This window comes from Alteromonas sp. ABD4_190 (assembly GCF_056160105.1).
In genome coordinates this window covers 1,875,676-1,895,249 of the sequence record NZ_JBSWWN010000001.1, presented here as the reverse complement: position 1 = coordinate 1,895,249, position 19,574 = coordinate 1,875,676, and the positions used below count along the sequence as shown (strand labels likewise).

Annotated in this window: 15 protein-coding genes; 7 read left to right on the top strand and 8 right to left on the bottom strand. The window is 46.0% G+C overall.

Going from position 1 to position 19,574, the window contains the following annotated elements; all coding sequences use genetic code 11:
- The first annotated feature begins 268 nt into the window (after positions 1 to 268).
- Together ACXAFM_RS08345 and ACXAFM_RS08340 are read left to right on the top strand one after the other, a co-directional pair.
- Positions 269 to 2,116, top strand: coding sequence for a GNAT family N-acetyltransferase (locus ACXAFM_RS08345; RefSeq protein WP_474828568.1), 1,848 nt, complete (start codon positions 269 to 271; stop codon positions 2,114 to 2,116).
- The gene (locus ACXAFM_RS08340) at positions 2,106 to 3,089 is read left to right on the top strand and encodes a histone deacetylase family protein (protein ID WP_474828566.1); all 984 of its coding nucleotides are present in this window, start codon (positions 2,106 to 2,108) and stop codon (positions 3,087 to 3,089) included. The genes ACXAFM_RS08345 and ACXAFM_RS08340 overlap by 11 nt, the downstream gene beginning before the upstream one ends.
- Here the strand turns inward: ACXAFM_RS08340 and ACXAFM_RS08335 are convergent.
- Both ACXAFM_RS08335 and ACXAFM_RS08330 read right to left on the bottom strand, forming a co-directional pair.
- Complete coding sequence (locus tag ACXAFM_RS08335) at positions 3,086 to 3,604, bottom strand: DUF6436 domain-containing protein (protein ID WP_474828564.1); 519 nt, start codon at positions 3,602 to 3,604, stop codon at positions 3,086 to 3,088. The two genes, ACXAFM_RS08340 and ACXAFM_RS08335, sit on opposite strands and share 4 nt — an antisense overlap.
- Positions 3,605 to 3,642: 38 nt before the next feature.
- Entirely contained in the window at positions 3,643 to 5,124 is a 1,482-nt protein-coding gene (locus ACXAFM_RS08330; protein ID WP_474828562.1) for a methyl-accepting chemotaxis protein, read from the bottom strand.
- Between the two features lie 172 nt (positions 5,125 to 5,296).
- On the opposite strand from ACXAFM_RS08330, the gene ACXAFM_RS08325 reads away from it, so the two are divergent.
- The gene (locus ACXAFM_RS08325; protein WP_474828560.1) at positions 5,297 to 6,178 is read left to right on the top strand and encodes an ATP-grasp domain-containing protein; all 882 of its coding nucleotides are present in this window, start codon (positions 5,297 to 5,299) and stop codon (positions 6,176 to 6,178) included.
- Positions 6,179 to 6,290: 112 nt separating this feature from the next.
- Here the strand turns inward: ACXAFM_RS08325 and ACXAFM_RS08320 are convergent, their stop codons facing one another.
- The 4 genes from ACXAFM_RS08320 to ACXAFM_RS08305 all read right to left on the bottom strand — a co-directional run bounded on the left by ACXAFM_RS08320 (position 6,291) and on the right by ACXAFM_RS08305 (position 11,999).
- On the bottom strand, positions 6,291 to 7,763 hold the full coding sequence (locus tag ACXAFM_RS08320) for a DUF3300 domain-containing protein (protein WP_474828558.1): 1,473 nt from the start codon (positions 7,761 to 7,763) through the stop codon (positions 6,291 to 6,293).
- A 183-nt stretch (positions 7,764 to 7,946) separates the two neighbouring features.
- Complete coding sequence (gene ribA, locus ACXAFM_RS08315) at positions 7,947 to 8,561, bottom strand: GTP cyclohydrolase II (RefSeq protein ID WP_014947836.1); 615 nt, start codon at positions 8,559 to 8,561, stop codon at positions 7,947 to 7,949.
- 132 nt (positions 8,562 to 8,693) lie between these two features.
- Complete coding sequence (locus ACXAFM_RS08310) at positions 8,694 to 11,483, bottom strand: EAL domain-containing protein (RefSeq protein WP_474830547.1); 2,790 nt, start codon at positions 11,481 to 11,483, stop codon at positions 8,694 to 8,696.
- Positions 11,484 to 11,681: 198 nt separating this feature from the next.
- On the bottom strand, positions 11,682 to 11,999 hold the full coding sequence (locus ACXAFM_RS08305) for a hypothetical protein (protein WP_474828556.1): 318 nt from the start codon (positions 11,997 to 11,999) through the stop codon (positions 11,682 to 11,684).
- Positions 12,000 to 12,104: 105 nt separating this feature from the next.
- On the opposite strand from ACXAFM_RS08305, the gene ACXAFM_RS08300 reads away from it, so the two are divergent.
- On the top strand, positions 12,105 to 12,773 hold the full coding sequence (locus tag ACXAFM_RS08300; protein ID WP_474828554.1) for a glutathione S-transferase: 669 nt from the start codon (positions 12,105 to 12,107) through the stop codon (positions 12,771 to 12,773).
- 86 nt (positions 12,774 to 12,859) lie between these two features.
- On the opposite strand, the gene recQ is transcribed toward ACXAFM_RS08300, so the two are convergent.
- Positions 12,860 to 14,701 (bottom strand): DNA helicase RecQ, encoded by a 1,842-nt coding sequence (recQ, locus tag ACXAFM_RS08295; RefSeq protein ID WP_474828552.1) that lies wholly within the window; start codon positions 14,699 to 14,701, stop codon positions 12,860 to 12,862.
- Between the two features lie 268 nt (positions 14,702 to 14,969).
- Here recQ and ACXAFM_RS08290 point away from each other — a divergent pair, with 268 nt between their 5' ends.
- From ACXAFM_RS08290 to rarD, 3 genes are all read left to right on the top strand, one after another.
- Positions 14,970 to 15,470, top strand: a complete 501-nt coding sequence (locus ACXAFM_RS08290; protein WP_474828550.1) for a thioesterase family protein — start codon at positions 14,970 to 14,972, stop codon at positions 15,468 to 15,470.
- Positions 15,471 to 15,556: 86 nt separating this feature from the next.
- Positions 15,557 to 16,894: a magnesium transporter gene (locus tag ACXAFM_RS08285; RefSeq protein ID WP_474828548.1), complete on the top strand. Its 1,338-nt coding sequence runs from the start codon at positions 15,557 to 15,559 to the stop codon at positions 16,892 to 16,894.
- 314 nt (positions 16,895 to 17,208) lie between these two features.
- On the top strand, positions 17,209 to 18,123 hold the full coding sequence (gene rarD, locus ACXAFM_RS08280; RefSeq protein WP_474828546.1) for an EamA family transporter RarD: 915 nt from the start codon (positions 17,209 to 17,211) through the stop codon (positions 18,121 to 18,123).
- A gap of 160 nt (positions 18,124 to 18,283) precedes the next feature.
- On the opposite strand, the gene ACXAFM_RS08275 is transcribed toward rarD, so the two are convergent.
- Positions 18,284 to 19,561 carry a GGDEF domain-containing response regulator gene (locus ACXAFM_RS08275; RefSeq protein WP_474828544.1) on the bottom strand — a complete coding sequence of 426 codons (1,278 nt, stop codon included), beginning with the start codon at positions 19,559 to 19,561 and terminating at the stop codon, positions 18,284 to 18,286.
- Positions 19,562 to 19,574 lie beyond the last annotated feature (13 nt).

Here is a 19,574-nt window from a genome sequence, read left to right as displayed (position 1 = left end):
TTTAGTTTTCTTAAGCTATACTACCGTGCTTCGTTGGGGATCTGTGCTTGGCGGTCTATACAAAAAATAACGCCTAGCGATTAAAAGCTAAAATCACTGAAGCCTACTTATCGATAACCGCAAAGGCGCGCTTTCGATCATGTAGGCTTTTTTTGTATCCGCGTTTTAAGGTTAAGACTAATCGCTTATAGCGCTGCGTCGGGTTAATACATGAAATTGCCTGTATTTATGGCATCATGGGATATTGCTTAAAACAGGGCAGATGGAAATGGCATTTAACTTACCTCAAGCGCCGCAGTGGTCGTCGCTGATAAAGTCGGGTTGTCGTGTCTTTGTTGGCGGGAATGCGGCGGTACCGCACGCGCTGGTGCAGCACCTTATTGATAACAGCGAAGGGTTTAGCGATATCGAACTGGTGCATATGCTGGCCTTAGGTGACACGCGGTGGGTAAAAGACGAGTATAAAAACCTTTTTAAAGCTAATACGTTTTTTATCGGCGGCGAAGCCATGCGAAAGGCTGTTGATGAAGGCCGAGCTGACTATACCCCCGTATTCCTCTCTGAAATTTCTAGCTTGTTTAGCGATGGCACGCTGGCGCTTGATGCTGCCCTTGTTAACGTAAGCCCACCAGATGAGTTCGGCTATTGTTCCCTAGGCCCAGCGGTAGATATTGCCATGTCTGCAATTAGGCAAAGCAAAAAAGTCATAGCCCAAATTAACCCTCAGGTGCCAAGAACTTCAGGGCACTCTTATATTCATATTAGTGAGATAACGGCGTGTATAGAAGCCGAAGAGCCATTGGTAGAAGTGTCGCCGCCACCAATAGATTCAGTGGCAGAACGCATTGGTCAGTATGTATCTATGTTGGTTGATGATGGCGCAACGCTTCAGTTTGGTATTGGTAAAATACCTAGCGCCACGCTGAAATACCTGTGTAATCACAAAGATTTAGGTATCCATAGCGAAATGCTTACCGATAGTATTATCGAACTGTTGGAATCTGGCGCTATTACCAACAAGAAAAAGACGTTCCACCCCGGTAAAATTGTTACCAGTTTTGCCATTGGTACACGCAAGCTATACGATTTAATCGACAGCAACCCGCATATTGAATTTTACCCCAGTAGCTACGTTAACAAACCTACTAATATTGCCAAAAACGACAATATGGTTGCCATAAACAGTGCCCTTGAAGTGGACTTAACCGGGCAGGTAGTAGCCGACTCACTGGGCTATGACTTTTACAGCGGCATAGGAGGGCAGGTTGATTTCGTTACTGGCGCGTCTATTAGTAAAGGCGGTAAAGCCATCATTGCGCTTCCTTCCACCGCAAAAAATGAAACTATCTCCCGCATTACGCCGCGTATAAGCGAAGGCGCAGGCGTGGTCACCTCCCGCGGAAATGTGCAGTATGTGGTAACCGAATACGGTATAGCGTCACTTAAAGGTAAGAGTATTCGAGAGCGTGCGCTAGAGCTTATTCGCGTGGCCCATCCTAAGTTCCGTGCAGCACTGTTAGAAGAAGTACGTCAGCATTATTGGGTGCCCCACTACCAAGAAAAGTACCCCACAGATATTCCAGAACTGGGAGCTATTCAGCTTAAAAAGCTTAATATTCAAGGCGAAACGTTCTACATGCGCCCTCTGAATCCGGCAGACGAAAGGCGTCTGCAAGAATTCTTTTATTCCCACACAAAAGAAACGTTAAGGCTGCGCTACAACTACGACCCGAAACAAATGTCCCGTGAAAAGTCGTGTAACTTGGTGTCGGTAGATCAAAGCTCTGATGCAGCGCTGTGTATTGTGAGGCAAGAGGGCTCGCGCATTACTATTCACGCAGTGGGGCGCTTTTACTACAACCCAAACGACAATACCTGCGAAGCCGCTTTTGTCACTCGGGAAACCCAGCAAGGAAAAGGCATGGCAAGCCGCTTGTTAAACGAGCTTATCACGGTAGCAAAAATAAGAGGCATTGCGAAAATGATGGCCTATGTGCGTGGCGATAATAGCCCCATGATCACTATTTTCGAACAAGCCAAATTTAAACGGAAATTTACTGGCGACCCCAGTGATATAGAGTTAGTACTAGACGTGGCATCTCTACATGACAATTAAAATATTTCGCGGCAAGCACGGCACCAAACACGATTTAGGCAAGGACCATCCCGAATCGCCAGACCGTTTATTTGCTATTGACGACCAACTGCTTTCTTCAGGACTCGATATGGTGTGTGAGCATGCTGACGCTACGCCTATTGCCGAAGCCTACCTGAAACTAGCGCACGACCCATATTATGTGAAAAGTGTATTTGAGCATGCAGCTCAATCTATCTTTAACGACCACGAAAAAACGCTGTATTCAGAAAACAAAGACAACGTGGCTTGGTTAGATGAAGACACAGGTTTGATGCGCCACAGCTTAAACGCAGCGCTAGAGTCAGCGGGAGCAGGGTGTAATGCTGTCGATTGGGTAATGGAAGGCAATGACCGGCAAGCCTTTTGTGCTACTAGGCCACCCGGGCACCACGCGACATACGATAGTGCTATGGGGTTTTGCATTTTTAATAACATTGTTATAGCTGCTCGCTACGCGCTTCAAAACTATGAGCTAAAACGGGTTGCCATTGTAGACTTTGACGTGCATCACGGAAATGGTACCGAGCAAATTGTAGCCGGCGACCAGCGCATTATGCTGTGCAGCAGTTTTCAGCACCCTTTTTATCCGCACAGTGGCTCGCCGGTGTTGGCAAGTAATATTCTCTCTGTACCGCTAGAAGCAGGCACAACAGGAGAGGTTTTTCGGGAAAAAGTGCAGTATTGGTTTGATGCATTACGCAACTTTCAACCTGAACTAATTTTTATCTCTGCAGGTTTTGATGCTCACGCTGAAGACCCAATGGCTCACCTCCGCCTAGTGGAAGATGATTATTTCTGGGTAAGTCAACAGCTTCGCGCCGTTGCTGATACATGTTGCGAAGGTCGTATCGTAAGTATGTTAGAAGGCGGCTATGATTTAAGTGCATTGGGTCGCAGCGTAGTGTCTCACCTAAAAGGCATGAGTCTTCCTATTGATGCGCCTGCGTTTTAGCAGAAACAACCTGTAGCATCAGTGTTAATAACGGCACCTGCATAGGGATGCTGCGTGGTGTAGCTTACCACCTGTTCGACGAGGTTTTTGCCAGTAAAGCATCCATAGCCTGTGGCGTAAGGGCCTAGATAGCGAAGTTGCGCTTGTTTATCTATCACGATAAGGGCCGGCACGGCCTCAAGTATAGCTGCTAGTTCAGGTACATCTTCCACGTTTAACCTGACTTGGTGATAGTAATCCCCGAGCTTTGCTAGCAACTGAGACTGGTGTGGTTTTGTTAGCGTGTCGCAATAGCAGCGGGACTGAGTTCCCACATGAATGATAGAACCTGGTTGGATATCCTGTGTTTCTAATATTGAAACGAGGGTGGCGTCAAAGTCTGGCGCAGTAGTGCGGTGCAGCAATTCGCCGTTAGGGTCGAAGTCTGATAGCTGACGCTGGCCATATACTAATAGGGCGCAGAGCAGCCCTATCGCCCATAATATAAGTAGCAGCCAGCTAGCCTTTTTATGCATGAGATAAAACGCTTTCGACTGTGCTTTAAGATTTGTGTTTACAGCTTAAAGCGTTCAATTGCGCTGCGCATACGCTGAGAAATTTGTGACAACACTTCAACTTCACCTGCAAGCGATTCAGCGGTAGCAAGCTCTTCAGAAGTAAGTTCACTCAATCGCGCGGTGCTTTGCGCAATGGAAGCTGACGCGGTTTCCTGTTCCACAGCAGAGGTGGCAATTTCAGTCATACTTTCGCTGGCTTCGCGGATTTGCTGCATGATTTCTGACATGGCCGATGTGGCACTATCACTTGAAACAACAGCTTCATCGACCAGTTGTATACAGGTTTGCATTTGATCAACCGAACTGGCGGTTTGTGCTACTAGCTGTTCAGTAATGCTAGTAATTTGGTCTGCACTTTCTTTTGAGCGAATCGCCAGGGTGCGCACTTCGTCGGCTACCACGGCGAAACCGCGGCCGTGTTCGCCAGCGCGAGCTGATTCAATGGCAGCATTCAGTGCAAGCAAATTAGTTTGTTCAGCCACAGCAGTGATAGAGCGCATGGCGTCAGAAATATGTGAACATTGTTCGTTAAGCGCTGTATTAGTCTGCGCCGCAGCATTTAGCGTGTTGCGCAACGAGTCTATTGTTTTACTGGATTGAGAAATAGAGTCGCGGGTAGACTGGGAGGCACTTTGCGCTGCCGACGCTTTATCACTAGCAAGGGTAGTTTGCTCTGTTGAAAGCTGCATGGTTTGTGCGATTTCTTCTGACGATGCCGACACCATGGCAAGTTCTTGGTCAGTATTTCTGCTAATTTCAAACATGTTATTAGCTGCTAACTCCATATTTGAAGCCCCTTTTACCACTTCATCAGTCAAGTTAGAAGCAAGCTCGATGAGAGACTTCACTTGATCAATAAGTTCAGCGAAAGGCCTGACTATTTTATTGCCGCGATTTAGCTCAACGGACAAATCGAGCTTGCCATCATCTTGCTGCATGGTTTCAATGGCCAAGCGTAGTTCGGCGGCGCCTGCACCTTCTTGATGGGCTTGCTTAGCCATGTACATCAATACGCCACCCTCGGACAATGCAAAAGCAGCATGCATAAGCAGGATAGGGAAAGTTACGTGACCTTCCTCAAAAATCATCAACGGCGCTCCGCCAGACTGTAAAAAGAAGAATGAAATATGATGAACTGCTACAACCGCAGTCCCTGTTGCAACCACTTTCCAGTCTCTGAAATAAGAAAGAAAGGCAAGAAGGACAAAAATTTCGAAGTGGACTTCGATTAAACCGAAAGATTGATGAATATGAAGCGCAGTTAGCAATTGAACGCCGATTGCCATAGCATGGCGGCTTATCGCCGAGTAAGGGTTTTGAAGGCTGAGTACAAGTGGCAAAGCTGCAATAGGAACACCTAAGATAAACGCAGGTAAAAGTTCACCTGTAAATACACCAATAGCGATAGCAATGAGTAATTGAACAGCAATTACAACGCGAAAAATTTTATGACCTTCAAGGAGCCAAGGGTACTGCATGCCAATCTCCGATGGTTGTTTTGCAATAAGTGTAGGTTAAAAATTATAGGTGTGCTAATTTCGCTGAAGTCTACGCCAGTTGCGGTGTCTACGCTATTTGACTTTGGTATAGACACTTAAATTATTACAGAACATTAATGCGCCGAAGCCCGTGTAAATTAAGGACTCAGTTATGCCAGCTATCGCTTTTTTGTCTACCGATAATCTTGAAGACTTTTTTGTTTATGATGAATTATTAATTCCGTTTTTCGAAAAACGCGGGTGGTCTGTTGAAACTGTCTCATGGCATAGCGACTCGCCGAATTGGGATAAGTTTGACTATGTTATTGTTCGCAGTACGTGGGATTATCAGCAGCACGCTGAAGACTTTTTAGCGTGTTTAGAAGGTATTAATACGTCGAGTGCGGTGTTATTGAACCCGTTGTCCTTGATGAAGTGGAATATTGAAAAGCTCTACCTTAAAGACTTACAGAGCAACGGGGTTCCTATTGTCGAAACAATGTGGGGGAGCGAGTTCAATAACGGTGTTATAGAGGAAGCTTTTGCGCATTTTAGCTGTGACACTGTGGTGATTAAACCCACGCTGAGTGCTAACGCTGATGATACTTTCAAGCTTTCTGCTGACGACTGGCGTGAGGGGCATGTGAATCAGAAAGTACTCTACGATACATTTCAACAGCGAGATTTTATGATCCAGCCTTTCTTAAGTAGCGTTGTTGATGAAGGGGAGTACTCATTATTTTACTTCGGTGGTGAGTTCAGCCATGCCATTAAGAAAGTGCCGCAAAAAGGCGACTTTCGCGTGCAAGAAGAGCATGGCGGCAGCTTGCACTCTATAACCGTAGACAGTGAACAATTGGCTGTCGCTGAAAAAGCACTGGCAGCTATGCCCTGTGACGCACTATATGCGCGGGTTGATTTGGTGAAACAGAATAACAACTGGGCGATAATGGAGCTTGAGCTCATTGAACCCTCACTGTATTTCAACCTTGACCCCCAGTCTCCACTTCGCTTTGTAGAGGCTTTAGTGAGATTTCACGCGTCTGCGCAGTGACCAAATAAAAAAAGCGGCATGCAAACGCTGAATCTGCAAGCCGCTATATAACCATCCATCCTTGCCCTCTTTTTGTAAAGGCTAGTGTTCAACGCAAGTTAAATTCTTAAAATCAGTGTTTAAAGCTATTTCCTTTTGAAACGCTGCGCTCCACCCGAGATATTTGCCTTTGTGGTCTTTCTCGCTGAGACTGTTTTACCGATCTATGGCTAGATGTTCGTTCTACACGCTTAGGTTTACTACTTTCACGGGCAACGGAACGGTGTTGTGGACTCGTCCTTTCAATCCGTTGACGATTTACGTTTTGCTTCACTGAACCATGTTGCGCACCATTCCTGTTTGCATACTTCCTAGACTGTGGCGATGGCGCTGTTTTAGCCGGCTTGTCACGCTTCAAGGCTTTAAGTGTGTTGTTCCGCGTTGGTTTTTCATTTTTAGCCACCGATTGATTGCGTTTCAGCGCATGCTCTATCGATTGTTTGCGCTTCACAGAATCTTGCTTGTTCTGAAAGCGATTTTCTCTTAACGGTGTTACCTGTTTCGGCTCGATAGTCCGTCTTACCGGTTTGTTATCGCCTACTCGCGTTAAAGGCTTATCTGCAGAGCGCGCTAAAGGCTTATTAACCCGTTTATCGTTATAGTGAGACGGTGAATTCGCCGTTCTCACTTGCTTGTTCGACAAGTGCTTGGTCCGGGTAGCGCCAGCATGCTCATAGCGCGCAGGCGCACTGTGAATCACGCGATTAGAATAACGTGCCCGGCGATGCACTGTATTGTGCTCCCAACGGCGATAGTCACGACTTACCACGCGTTTACGTGGGCTACCGTGGTAATAGCGGCGCACGGGCTCGCGGTGAATGACTACGTGACGGTTATGCCAATGCACGCTGCCAAAGAAGAAGAAGGTAGAAAGGTGAACGCTTGGAGACCAGTATACATTGCTATGGTGATGGTAGCTTACATGGTGTCTCCAGCGAATTGGCGAAATTGGGTGCCACCAGTTACCATATACAACATGTGGGTCGTAATATGGCACATAAACCACCTCTCTCTGACGCGGCTCTATGTAAATAATTTCTCGACTGCTTTCACGTTCTCTTTCAACTTCAATGTAGTCGTTAGTTACCAAGTTACCCGTGTTATGGGCATGCTGCCTAAGTACCTGAACACGATCTAACACTCGACTTTGATCAATAAGTACATTATCGCCAAGCTGCTGTAACCACTCAAGATCACTGGCCAAGGTATTAAGTAGCTCGGTGAATGGCGCGAGTGCTTTTACGCTCGGGTCCCAACTTACGCCATCTAATACACCCTCTACTTGTTCAGGCGTTAGATGCTTATTGCTTTGACGCCAGCGGTCGGCTGCAACTACGTCTAAAGGGTAGGTAGAAGCAATTAAAATATGGGTAAGCAGTGTATCGGGGTAAAGGGCAATGGGCGCAAGTGCACTATCTAATTCGGCATCAGAATACTGCTGGGCTGAAGACGAAACCTGAGCAAGGTTTGTATTCGACTGAGCAAGTACAGGCAGCGCCTGCGCACTGGACAGCGCTATAACTATCGAAAAGGTTATGTTTTTCATACATTCTCCTTACATTGCTATGCTGCAGATTTGCTGCTTTTTACGCGCAATGTGGTAAGTCTGTATACATTATGCTCGAACGATAATTAACCGAAGCTGAATAGAAAACGCCCACATTGTTGTAGTGGGCGCTTTTAGAAGATAATGGATGCTAGCTTGTATGGACGTTGCCAATGTCTCTAGCTATTTGAAAACATGCGGGTCGAAGGCGTGACCGAGCTTTTCCGTCTTTGTCTTTAGGTAGTGTTTGTTGTCTTTGGTGATGCCGTGATCTATCGGCTTTCTTGCTACAACATCAATACCCAGTGCTTTTAGTGCGGCAAGCTTCTTAGGGTTGTTTGTCATCAACTCCACGTGCTTAACATTAAGGGTGTCTAACATGAGTTTGCAAATGTCGTAACTTCTAAGGTCCGCGTCAAAACCAAGGTGTTCGTTAGCTTCTACGGTATCCATGCCGCTATCTTGAAGGTTATAAGCGCGAATTTTGTTTAAAAGACCAATACCGCGGCCTTCTTGGCGCAAGTAAAGCAGTACACCGTGACCGTTATCTACAATATTTTGCATGGCTTTTTCTAACTGAAAGCCACAGTCGCAGCGGGTACTAAATAAAGAATCACCGGTTAAACATTCTGAATGAATACGAATAGGCACAACGTCGTCTTCTTTCCACTCTCCGTAAGAAAGGGCGACGTGCTCCTGACCACTGGCTTCAACAAAGCCGTGTATTTTAAAATCACCCATTCTTGTAGGTAATTTTGCGGTGCTGACATATTCGTACTTAGGCTGTTTGCTACTCATGTTACTTCTACACTTTGGACAGTAGGCAATAAGTGGGGATGACTTCTATTTTTGCAAGTCTACCATTTTATTATACGCGAGTTGACGCTTGTGCTATCACTTTTTTCGTAAAGGTTATATCAGGGATAGTTATCAGAGGGGCTTAAATTCCCGTAAAGGCGCGGGCTTAGCAACACCGTAGCCCTGGGCGAAATCAACGCCCATCTTGCCTAACTGTGCCATGGTGCCTTCATCTTCTACAAATTCACCAACAGTTTGCATACCCATGGCTTTGGCCACGTCGTTAATAGAGGCAACCATAGCCGTATCTACGCTATCATTTAGCATATCCTTGATAAACATACCGTCAATTTTTACCTGGCTCACGGGTAAGCTTTTAAGATAATTATACGATGAGAAGCCACTGCCAAAGTCGTCGAGGGCAAAAGAACACCCGAGACGGTTAAAGGTACGCATAAAGGCAAGAGTGACTTCCATTTTAATGATGGCTACCGACTCAATAACCTCAAAACATATTTTGTTGTGCGGGATATTAAAGGTTTCGAATGCATTGAGAATAAACAAGGTAAAATCTCTATCTGCCAGGGAGTGGCAGTTAAGATTGATGCTGCATCGTTTCAATTCTGCAAGGTGCTTAGGGTTTTCAGAGAGCCATTTGAAGGTATTTGTTACAACCCATTTATCAACACTGACATTCATCTCGAATCGCTCAGCCGTGGGTAAAAAGTTGGCAGGCTCGACAAGCTGCCCGTCTTTTTCCCTAAGACGCAGCAGAACTTCATAGTAGTGCCCGTCGCTGGTTTTACTTAATGGTCTTAGCGATTGATAAAAAAGCTCGAAGCGACCTTCTTCTAACGCGTTGTTAATAGAGGATACCCAATCAAGTTCGCGCTGGTAGCGCTGCATACTTTCGTCATTTTTGTTGTATCTATGAACCTGATTTCTTCCTTGTTCTTTAGCGAAGTAACATGCGGCATCGGCCATACTTAAATACTGGCCCGGGTCGACATCGGTATCGTCGCATACCACCATACCTATGCTCACGCCTAAGTTGAAAATGCGGTTGTCCCACATAAAGCGATAAGCCTGCACGGCGTTAAGGATTTTTACTGCATTTAAGTAAACGGCGTCGGCATCAATACCTGAATAAATAATGCCAAACTCATCGCCACCAAGGCGGCCCAATTGCGCGTCTGAAAGCAAGGTGTTCTCAATCAAACGGGCAATATCCTTAATAAGTACATCGCCAGCTTTATGGCCGCAGGTATCGTTGACCACCTTAAACCTGTCGAGATCTAAAAACAGTAAACACAATGGTGTGTCGCTTGCGTTGACGACTTTATCTTTGAACATAGATTCAAACTGGCGTCGGTTGTAAACGCCAGTCAGCGAGTCATGAGTAGCTAAATAATGCAGGCTTAAGTCTGACTGCTTCTTTTCAGTGATATCTATGATAGAGCCGTACAAAAAGCTGCCTTCGTCATTTTCTCGAATTTGACACGAGAGAGAAAACCAAAATTCACTACCGTCGCGGCGCTTGCCTCGTATTTCTTTGCCGGTAACGTGACCTTGCTGCGAAATCTCGCCGAGTAAAATTTGCCTATCTTCTACACTGGCGTAGAACACTTTTGTGTTCTCTGCTTCGGCAAGCATTTCTTCTTCATTGTCGTAGCCAAAAACTTTACACATAGCGGGATTTACTGAAATGAGCTTTCCATCCCATGTGGATGTATAGTGCCCTTCTGCTGAGTGCCTAAATAAATCATAGAAGTGATTCAAGCTTGATATCGTTTCTGCCTGTGTTGAAAGCTGGCGTTGATTCAACACGTTTTCTTTGGTGATGACAGCAAAACCAAAACATAGAAAACCGAGTGTAAGAAAGAAGAGCATACCGATAGCAACATCGACGGTATAAACCAAATTACTGAATAAGTTCTGCGTCACTAGTGCGTAGAATGCGTAAAAGGAAAGCCAGGCGAGAATATAGGTAATGCAGACTGCACGGCTCCCTTTATCTTTAAATACGAGTGCTAGCAAAACGTGATAAAGCCCCATGCCTGCGGTTAACAGCAGAAGTGTGATAGACGCGATATAAGTATTTACAGTAAAACAGTAGGCGGTAGCCACAACGGGTACAAGATAACTTAAGGACCGCAAAGTAATGGGGATACGGGTGAAAAGATGGTGCGTTACTTTGGCAATGCACAATAACAGCATGCAAAAACAGACGGCATAGAAGTGCTCGCTGCCGTTAGTTAAGCTTGGCCAAATTGCCAATCCTCCTGCTGTTATAAACAATAGTGCCATAAGTACAAGCGACGACATGGCAAGCCAAAAGCGGGTGGCAATGCGTTGATACAGGTAGGAAAACAGGAAATAGAGCGCAATCAACGCCATGATGCCCGTTACTGCGCCAAGCAAAGTGAGCATATTGGTGTCGTGCTGTGCGAGTAAGTCTCTTTCCCACAAGGTGATTGGAAAGTACTTTAACCCTTTGTCTTTTACCGCAATCAGTAAGCGAGCGTCCTGATAGGGCTGAAGCGTAAAAGCCAGTCTTATATTAGGAAGAGGCTGCCTTAAAGAATAGTCACCTTTTCCTGCTTGATAACGATAGGACTTAATAATTCGTTCACTGCTATCAAGTAGAAATATCTGTAAATCGTCAACATTTAAGCGGTCAACATTAAGCACCAGTGGAATAGGGCTGTAGCCCGTATGAACAAGTTCGGTGGAGTACCATATACGTTCATCGGAAAAAGAGGCGTTGGCTGAAATATCTTTAGTGTTACCATGTAAAACATCAAAATATGTGGCGCTAGTGGGGGCGACAGACAAACGCGCATGGAGATTAATAATCTGGCGCTCAAAGGATTCGTTAACGGTAAGCTGACTGCTAGCCGAAACGCTGACGCTTAGCAACATCCAACTGATGAGCAATGCTGATACGTACTTAAATAGCCGGGCTATTACCACTCGTTAATTCCTTGTACCACATAGTAAGAGGATGTTTGTAAAGGCGAAATATGTATTGTTAAGCCCTCTTATCCCTCGGGTGCTTTTCTTAGAATAATACTAGTTGTAACGAAAAGCCAAACCCAACGTACAGTGATAACTCAAGTGTTATGTTTGCAAAAGGTAGTTAAAAATTGCTGATGGCGATTGCTGCACACCTATAGGTTCCAGCCATATAGCTTCACAGAGCCATTCTATACAAAGCATACACTGTAAATCTGTTTCGCTTGCACTTGCGGTTATGATGGCCTGAAACCGGTCAGCCCCCCAATCTGTCTCTAAAAGTTTGAAGTTAAAAAAAGCACAAAACTGTTCCACCCACTGTTGAGTTTTAAGAGGGGTAGCGGGTAGCGCAGTGCGAATTTCTAGGCTGCCTTCGTTAACAAGGGTATGTTGTAGCATGTCTTCTTTGGTGAGGTTTTTCATAGAAGTTATCAATTTATTGGCAGTAGTAAACCCGCTTGCTTTAAAAAGTGTATATAGTACAACACAAAAACAATAGCGTTAATTTAAGCGTATTAAGGACGGAGTATGCTAACACTTCACCATTTAAATAACTCTCGCTCGCAGCGAATTTTGTGGCTTCTTGAAGAGCTAGGCGTAGAGTACAAAATAGAATTTTATCAACGAGACAGCACTACGAACCTGGCGCCTGACTCGCTGCGGGCTGTTCATCCATTGGGGCGCTCTCCAGTGCTTACTACGCCGAACGGTGCAATTGCAGAATCTGGCGCTATTGTGGAATATTTAGTTCGTCATCACGCTACCGACGCATTTGCTGTGCCCCAAGACCCCGAAGCACTTCAACAATATTGGTTTTGGCTGCATTTCGCCGAAGGCTCACTAATGCCGCCACTAGTGGCAAACTTAGTGCTGGAGAAAGCACGTCAAAAAGGTTCGAAGCCTTTTTTTATTAAGCCAATTACTAACAAACTGATAGACGGTATTTTAAATGCCTATTATGGCCCTAATTTAGCGCAGAGCTTACGCTATGTGGAATCTTACTTATCAAAAAATACCTGGTTTGCGGGTGACGCGCCTAGTGGCGCTGATGTTCAAATGATATTTCCTCTAGAATCGCTGGTGGCCAGCGGCCGCGCTAAAGAATTTACCGCTATTCAAGGTTACGTAAAGCGCGTTCATGCCAGAGAAGCTTACAAAGCAGCGTTAGAAAAAGGTGGTGAGTACGCTTACGCTTAATGTGTTCATCCGCAAGGCGCGCCCCTTTACTCTGTGCAAACCCTGCGGCCGACTGGGAAATAAAGACCTAGTTGGCCCTGAAGCTTTTAATGGTCGCGATTGATATAGTCGTCAATAAGCTGGATAAAGGCTTCTCCATAGCGCTCCAGCTTGGTTTGGCCCACACCGCTTACCTCTAATAACGTGTTGCGTGTAGTAGGTAGCTTACACGCCATATCAACCAAAGTGGCGTCACTAAATACCACATACGGCGGCACTTCATTTTCTTCGGCCAACACTTTGCGTAGGTGCTTAAGACGGGTGAACAACGTTCGGTCGTAGTTAGCAGGCGCTTGTTTTGCTTTTTTCTTGTCGGGCTTAAATTCAAGTCGCGGAACGGCAAGCTGAACCGCCACTTCACCTTTTAGCACAGGCCGAGCGGCCTCGGTTAAGCGCAATGCGGCATGGGCGGTAATATCAACGCGTATAAGGCCTTTATGAACAAGCTGGTTGATAATGTTGTGCCAGTAGCTATCCGATTTATCTTTACCTATGCCGTACGTGGAAAGCTGGTGGTGACCTGATTCCTGAAGGCGCCTAAGTTGCTTGCCTCGCAACACATCAATGACGTACTGGCTAGAGGCTTGCTGAGAGAGCCTAAACACGCACGACAGTACTTTTTGTGCAATGACTAAACCGTCAATCATTTTAGGCGGGTCTAAGCAGATATCACAGTTGCCACAGGCGCTGTCGCTAAATTGCGAAAAATAGTTCAGCAGTACTTGCCTGCGGCAGGTCTGTGCTTCTGAAAAGGCTTCCATGGCCGCGAACTTTTGCAGCTCTATTTGGTTGCGCTCAGCTATTTCGCCTTGCTCTATCCACTGTTTTACACGGGCCGCGTCTTTTTCATCAAACAATAGTAAAGCTTCAGACTCCAGACCGTCTCGCCCCGCTCGACCGGTTTCCTGATAATAGCTTTCAACACTACGCGGAACGTCGTGGTGAACCACGTAACGCACGTTCGATTTGTTAATACCCATGCCAAAGGCAACGGTGGCCACCACAATATCAATTTTGTCGTTAAGGAACTGGCGCTGCACTAGCTCTCGCTCGTCGTTATCCATACCTGCGTGATATGCCGCGCAACGAAAGCCTTGCCTAAATAATTTAGCGTGCAGGTCATCGACTTTCGCACGACTGTTGCAGTAAATAATGCCGCTGCCCTCTTGCTGCTTTACGTAAGCAACAACTTGGTCGAAAGCTTTGTACTTGCTCATTACGCGGTAACGAATGTTGGGCCTGTCGAAGCTGCCTTTATAAACCAGCGGGTTGTTAAGGTTTAGCTGCGTCAATATGTCTGCTTGGGTGGCTGAATCTGCCGTAGCCGTTAGGCCGATGACAGGAATAGTGGGAAAACGAGACTTTATTTGACCCAAAGCGCGATAATCCTGCCTAAAATCGTGCCCCCAATGGGAAACGCAGTGGGCTTCATCAATGGCAAACAAGGCTATGTCGGCGTGGGCTAGCGATTGCTGGAAATAGTACTGCATTAAACGCTCAGGTGACACGTACAGCAAGTCGAGCTTTCCAGCTTGCAGTGCGTCATTTATGTGCGCTTGTTCGTCTGCTTCTAGCGTTGAATTGAGATAGGCAGCGTTCACACCCAATGCTTTTAGCTGCTCTACCTGATCTTGCATTAAAGAAATAAGCGGTGAAACAACAATAGCAGTGCCGGGGCGTACTAATGCAGGAATTTGGTAGCACAGCGACTTACCACCACCTGTTGGAAGCAAAACGAGTGCGTCTTTACCTTCACATACTTGGTGAATGACTTCGCCTTGACCGTCGCGAAACGCATCGTAACCAAATACATCTTTTAAGACAGTTTCTGGTGTTTTTATACGTTGCGTTTCTGGCGCTGATTCTGTTGGAGCTATTGCAGTTGTCATGACGCTGGATTTTACGCGTTTTTAGGCTCGGCTTCACGGGGCAATTCAAAAAACTAGACTAAAATGCAGCGATGACTTGCCTAATAAAGTTTAATTAGATGTGTTCGTGCATTTTTTGCGCACATTGTGTGACGGGAAGGCGATGAATTAGCGACGGCGTTGAGCCAAATAATCCATTCTAATGAGGTATTATTGGCTGGATGAATTTCCTTGCTTGTTATGTTCAGTAGTAATGTTATCGACACTGTGACAGTAAGTGGATTACACAATGCCTAATAATGAAAAACCTACGGTAAATAAAATGCTAGACCATCAAACTATGATCGATCATGTCATTGCGCTTTTTCGTGATAATATGCCGTTTAACCAGCTGCTTGGTTTGGAGTTTGTCACACAGGGTACTGGTCTGGAAACGCAGATTTCGTTGCATCTTAATTGGCAGCCCACGCTTACCGGCAATCCAATGCAAAAAATTCTACACGGTGGCGTAACAGCGACTATGCTAGACACCATCGGTGGTTTAGTTTCAATTATAGAAACCATTAAGCAAACCACAGAAGAGCAACTTGAAGACCTGCAGATAAGATTGCCCACCATGGGTACGGTTGATATGCGTGTTGACTACTTAAGGCCAGGACGAGGCAAGCGTTTTATTGCAACAGCGGTGATTATACGCAAGGGCAGTAAATTAGTGGTTTGCAGAATGGAATTACACAACGAAAAAGGCGATCATATAGCCTTTGGCACGGGTACGTATATGCTGGGATAGCAATGTCTAAATAGGTTTGCATCATTCCACAATGCCTGTTGTTACGTTGTGTAAAGGAAGTGAGCGGTATTAACGGGAGGTGTAGCATGGCAGAGCCATTACCAGATTTAATTGAAGAGATTGTTACCGAAAGTATGGGTGACGATCCGGCGACCTTGTTGGCGGCTTTAGCCGGACAAGACGAGGTATACATTGCATCTCTTTTAGAATCACTGCCTGTAGAAAAACGTTTGGTGGTATGGGAAGGCATTCCTCGCGACCGCAAGCTCGACGTACTTGTTGAGATGCGTAGCGACCCTCGTGAAATTCTAATCGACAATACGCCGCACGACGAATGGGCGTCTATTTTTGCTGATATTGATGCAGAAGACCTGTTAGAGCTACTCGACTCTTTGCCAAAACGCCTCGTCGATATGGCCTATGAATCGCTTGATTCTAAAGAACGAAAGTACTTCAGAGAAGCCACACAATTCCCTGATAACCAAATAGGGCACTGGGTTAACCACGAGCAGTTAGTGCTGCCGTCGAACGCGAAAGTACGCGAAGGGCAGCGCTTGTTAAGGCGGGATATACCTCAGCACTGTGACAGTATTTTTTTGGTGAATCGCTCAGGTCAATTTTCAGCGCTGGTTAAAATTAGCCACCTTTTCAATGCGCAAGATCACGTGTCGCTATTCGATTTGTCGGAAGAAAACGTAACGACGATCCAAGGGGCTGACGACACCATGAATGCGTCGCTACTTGTTCAACGTTCTGGGCTAGCATCGTTGCCGGTAGTTGATGAGAACAACAAATTACTTGGTCGATTAGATGTGACTTCGGCAAGTGAACTGGTAAACGAGTTTTACGAGCGCCAAGTAATGGCTTCGGCCGGTATGGACGAGGATGAAGATTTATTCTCGCCTGTAGCGAAAAGTGCGAAAAACCGGGCCCTTTGGCTTGGCATTAACTTGCTTACCGCATTTTTAGCTTCGTGGTTTATTGGATTGTTCGAAGGCACGCTGCAACAAGTGGTTGCCCTTGCGGTACTTATGCCAGTGGTGGCGAGCATGGGCGGTATTGCAGGTAGTCAAACGCTAACTCTTATTGTACGAGGGCTTGCGCTGGGGCAGGTCACGCCGGCTAACTTACGGGCGCTCATGGTGAAAGAGCTAAAGGTCGGTGGCGTTAATGGCGTTATTTGGGCCTTGGTTATCGGCGTGGTTGCTTACTTCTGGTTTACCGATGCCATGTTAGGTTTGGTTATTTGTTTGGCCATATTATTCAATATTGTCGCCGCTGCCTTAGCGGGCGTATTTGTGCCTGTCATCTTAGATAAACTAAAAATAGACCCCGCACTGTCGGGGTCGGTCATTCTGACTACCGTCACTGACATCGTAGGCTTTGTGGCATTCTTAGGTTTAGGGACACTCTTTCTTCTCTGAGACGGCTTCTTCTGAAATATTGCTCCGGCTGAAGGCCTCGTTCAGCTTAAAAGTGCCTTACACATATAAAGCCCGACTGAATGAATACATTTGGTGGGGCTTTTTCTTTGGTAGTGTCACCTTGATGTAGAACCACTATACCTGCGGTAACACGCCGCGATTACGAACATTTTATTTCTCGCTGAGTGGGTAATTATTTATGCGGGCTGGTATTACATGCGCTTTGCCGCATTGGAACGCGTTAAGGGTTGTGTATTCATCTAACCTGATAAACAATATGCGCCTTCTTACCCTGAATCTCGTTGGAGCCAGCCTTGTCTAAGCAAGCGAGTGCCGCGCAAGTCGGCGTTATTTGCGCAATTGCCGCATACAGTATGTGGGGTGTTGCGCCTGTTTACTTCAAACAGTTAATGGTATTGCCGGCGGCTGAAATCCTTATGCACAGGGTCATCTGGTCTGTGGTGCTGTTGGTTGGGTTTATTGCTGCGCTAAAGCAATGGTCAAAAGTAGGCGCAGCCTTTCGCAACAAACGGGTTATGCAGATTTTGTTCGTAGCTGGGCTGCTGCTGGGGGCAAATTGGCTTTTGTTTATTTGGGCAATTAATAACGACCATATTCTTGATGCAAGCCTAGGCTATTACATCAACCCCCTTATCAATGTATTCTTGGGGCGACTTTTCTTAGGAGAAAGATTGCGCAATTTACAGCGCGTGGCGGTAGGTCTTGCTGCTATTGGCGTGGCTATTCTTGTTTTCTCTTACGGCCACGTTCCGTGGATTGCCTTGGTGCTTGCGGGTAGTTTTAGCGTTTACGGCTTATTGCGCAAGCAAGTGGCAGTAGACTCGCTACCCGGCCTTTTCATTGAAACCTTAATGCTGTCGCCATTAGCTATTGTCTACTGGGTATTCTTTGGCTCTGAATACAGCAACTTATTTAATAACGACGCCACCCTAAATGCCCTTATTCTGGCGGCTGGCATTGTAACTACCGCGCCACTTCTTTGTTTTACCGCCGCAGCAAGGCGGATTATGTATTCAACGCTGGGCTTCTTTCAGTACATCGGCCCAACGCTAATGTTCATACTGGCGGTTTACCTTTACGGCGAGCCACTTGAAGAGTCGCGTTTGGTGACCTTTGGCTTTGTGTGGTTTGCGCTTATCTTGTTCAGCGCCGACTCACTATTTAATTACCGCAGTCAGCGTAAAGTGCAAAAGCTTGCCTCAGAGTAAGGGCTTCTGCACACAAGCTAGCGTGATGTAAGCCGGGCATCAAGCGATTACCTAAAGCGCTCGTTTAAGAACGCTATTTGCTTTTTGTGGTAGTAATGCATAGCGGGCAAGTTTTGACTTAAGCGTCAGAAAGCTTAGGGGGAGTTGATTGAGTGAAAAGCTAAAGCAAGGACCCTTGCTCTTGTTGAGGTATATCGGGCGGTTCGCATTTCACCTGGTTGCGCCCGCTATTTTTTGCAGCATAAAGCTGTTTGTCGGCTAGGCTCAAAAGCTTATCCACACGCTGAGTGTGTGCGCCACTTACCCCAATACTGCAAGTCACTTTTATGTCCGTTTTGGGAAGTTGGATAACTTCAGCTTCCACCACTTTTCTAAAATCGTCTAAGCGTTCGCATGCTTCTTTAAGCGGCGTTGCAGGCATATAAATACAAAACTCTTCGCCTCCAAATCGGGAAATGATTTCATCAGGGAAATAAAATTCAATGAGGGCCGCCATGGCTTTTAGCACAACGTCACCGGCGTCATGACCATGGGTGTCATTGATTGATTTGAAAAAGTCTAGGTCAATCAGAGCAAGGGCATGGTCTTCAGAAAGGATTTGGTGTTGCACTGTGACCATGTAGAAAAAGTGACGTCGGTTCGGTAAACCTGTCAGATAGTCGGTATTCGCCACACGGCGTATTTCTTCAACACTTTCAATATATTCCACGTTCTGCATCACGCGACACAAGAACTCTTCATGACAGTACGGTACGCGTAAGAAATCATTAGCGCCGCTTTTGATAAAGTGCGCAGACATCAACATTCCTTTACCACCCGCTATCCCCATTATGGCAAGTTGTTCTTTGGAGAAGGCCTTTCTTAGGCTTGCCACAAAATGGGTGCCTGTCATGTCTGGCAGCGTGTTGTCAGTGATGACCAGACGTACATTTTTGTGTTCAGAAAGGCAGTGCATTGCGTCGGTAGCTGTTAAACATTCAAAGGCAATAAAATTATGACGCTGAAGTAATGAAACCGTTTTTGAGCGTATAACACGATTGGTACTTACGACTACAACGCCGGTAGATTTGTTTTTTTCTAGACGGCTGATAAGGCGGTTTAGGTAATCGTAGTTTTGTGAATTTTCTTTGGGAATGTAATCGACAACATCCCGTTCAAGAACCTTGTCGCGAATAGCATTGTCTAGATTTTCCGTTGTCGCTATGGTCGGAATAAAAGATTCGACAGCAAAGTCGATAGCTTCACCTTTCGGCGCATCAGGTAAAGCATAGGCAACAATGGCGCACAAGAAGGTTTCAGGCATTTCTTGTGAAAAACGGGCCTTACCTTCGGTAAGCGAGGTTGCGCCGACGGGCGTAAGTCCCGCACGGCGGACTAATTTCGCTATAAGCTCAAGGTTGCCTTCACCATTTTCGATGATCAGCACATGTTGCTGCATACATTCCAACTTA

Coding starts and splice junctions, on each gene's coding strand:
- ACXAFM_RS08340 (WP_474828566.1), top strand. CDS start 2,106: ATGACAATTAAAATATTTCGCGGCAAGCACGGCACCAAACACGATTTA.
- ACXAFM_RS08345 (WP_474828568.1), top strand. CDS start 269: ATGGCATTTAACTTACCTCAAGCGCCGCAGTGGTCGTCGCTGATAAAG.
- ACXAFM_RS08285 (WP_474828548.1), top strand. CDS start 15,557: ATGGCAGAGCCATTACCAGATTTAATTGAAGAGATTGTTACCGAAAGT.
- ribA (WP_014947836.1), bottom strand. CDS start 8,561: ATGAGTAGCAAACAGCCTAAGTACGAATATGTCAGCACCGCAAAATTA.
- ACXAFM_RS08335 (WP_474828564.1), bottom strand. CDS start 3,604: ATGCATAAAAAGGCTAGCTGGCTGCTACTTATATTATGGGCGATAGGG.
- ACXAFM_RS08320 (WP_474828558.1), bottom strand. CDS start 7,763: ATGAAAAACATAACCTTTTCGATAGTTATAGCGCTGTCCAGTGCGCAG.
- ACXAFM_RS08325 (WP_474828560.1), top strand. CDS start 5,297: ATGCCAGCTATCGCTTTTTTGTCTACCGATAATCTTGAAGACTTTTTT.
- ACXAFM_RS08310 (WP_474830547.1), bottom strand. CDS start 11,483: ATGTTGCTAAGCGTCAGCGTTTCGGCTAGCAGTCAGCTTACCGTTAAC.
- ACXAFM_RS08290 (WP_474828550.1), top strand. CDS start 14,970: ATGCCTAATAATGAAAAACCTACGGTAAATAAAATGCTAGACCATCAA.
- ACXAFM_RS08330 (WP_474828562.1), bottom strand. CDS start 5,124: ATGCAGTACCCTTGGCTCCTTGAAGGTCATAAAATTTTTCGCGTTGTA.
- ACXAFM_RS08305 (WP_474828556.1), bottom strand. CDS start 11,999: ATGAAAAACCTCACCAAAGAAGACATGCTACAACATACCCTTGTTAAC.
- recQ (WP_474828552.1), bottom strand. CDS start 14,701: ATGACAACTGCAATAGCTCCAACAGAATCAGCGCCAGAAACGCAACGT.
- ACXAFM_RS08300 (WP_474828554.1), top strand. CDS start 12,105: ATGCTAACACTTCACCATTTAAATAACTCTCGCTCGCAGCGAATTTTG.
- ACXAFM_RS08275 (WP_474828544.1), bottom strand. CDS start 19,561: ATGCAGCAACATGTGCTGATCATCGAAAATGGTGAAGGCAACCTTGAG.